Source organism: Imperialibacter sp. (genome assembly GCF_040222385.1).
Lineage (GTDB): Bacteria > Bacteroidota > Bacteroidia > Cytophagales > Cyclobacteriaceae > Imperialibacter.
This window is the reverse complement of record NZ_JAVKDF010000047.1, coordinates 1-801: the sequence shown is the minus strand read 5'-3', so window position 1 is coordinate 801 and position 801 is coordinate 1. Positions and strand designations below refer to the sequence as shown.

1 protein-coding gene is annotated in these 801 nt (G+C 44.4%); it reads left to right on the top strand.

Annotated elements, in window-relative coordinates:
• The first annotated feature begins 20 nt into the window (after nucleotides 1–20).
• A complete protein-coding gene (locus tag RIG68_RS23330; protein ID WP_350128053.1) occupies nucleotides 21–443 on the top strand; it encodes a hypothetical protein in 423 nt (140 codons plus the stop codon).
• The last annotated feature ends 358 nt before the right edge of the window (nucleotides 444–801 follow it).

Here is an 801-nt window from a genome sequence, read left to right as displayed (position 1 = left end):
GTTGGCGGTAATTTCACGGAATGGCAAATCTAACTGGCAAATGGGAAGGCGAGTATTCAGTTAACATCGGCTCAGACGAGCAGCCTGAGGTTGAGTATCATGCTTTTACCTTAGAACTGATGGATAGAGACGGCGAACTGACCGGAACGGCACAAGATTTGACCTTATCCGACGAGCCTTCTAATATCTCAGGATTCCATGACGATGGTTTTATCAGTTTCATCAAGAAGTATAATAGACTTGTCTTTGTGGAATCTGGTGAATATTTCGGAGACAATTCAATTGAGCACCCAGACATTCATTACTCCGGGACTTTCAACGAAAATGAGAACAGTTTCCAAGGAACCTGGGAGATTCACGAAGACCAAGAACGAGATGGCCTTCAGGACGCTTTTGACGATATGTACAACGTAGGGAACTGGTGGATGAAGCTAGTGAACTAATGGAGGCATCTTTTGACATCATACTAGGTATCTTAATTTCATTGGTCGGACTTCTGCTAATCATCTACGGAGCCACAAATAAGCCAGCCAACAGTTCTTATAGTGAATCTTCCAAATCTGCTAATATCCAAGCACTGATTCTCGGAATCGGACTTCTTATTGGAGGCCTTTTTTATGCTTTCTGACGGACAGAAAAACCGCCAACACAAACCTATCATGCATGGGGGCTCAGAGGTAAGGAAGCGACGGCAGGCTTGGATTGTCCGCCACAAAGTATAAATTTATCAGTTGAGTGGCTAAGTGCTAGCGGGAACTGAACTGCATTAAAAACCCCCACGCACGATAGCTAGTCGTTAGG

Coding starts and splice junctions, on each gene's coding strand:
- RIG68_RS23330 (WP_350128053.1), top strand. CDS start 21: ATGGCAAATCTAACTGGCAAATGGGAAGGCGAGTATTCAGTTAACATC.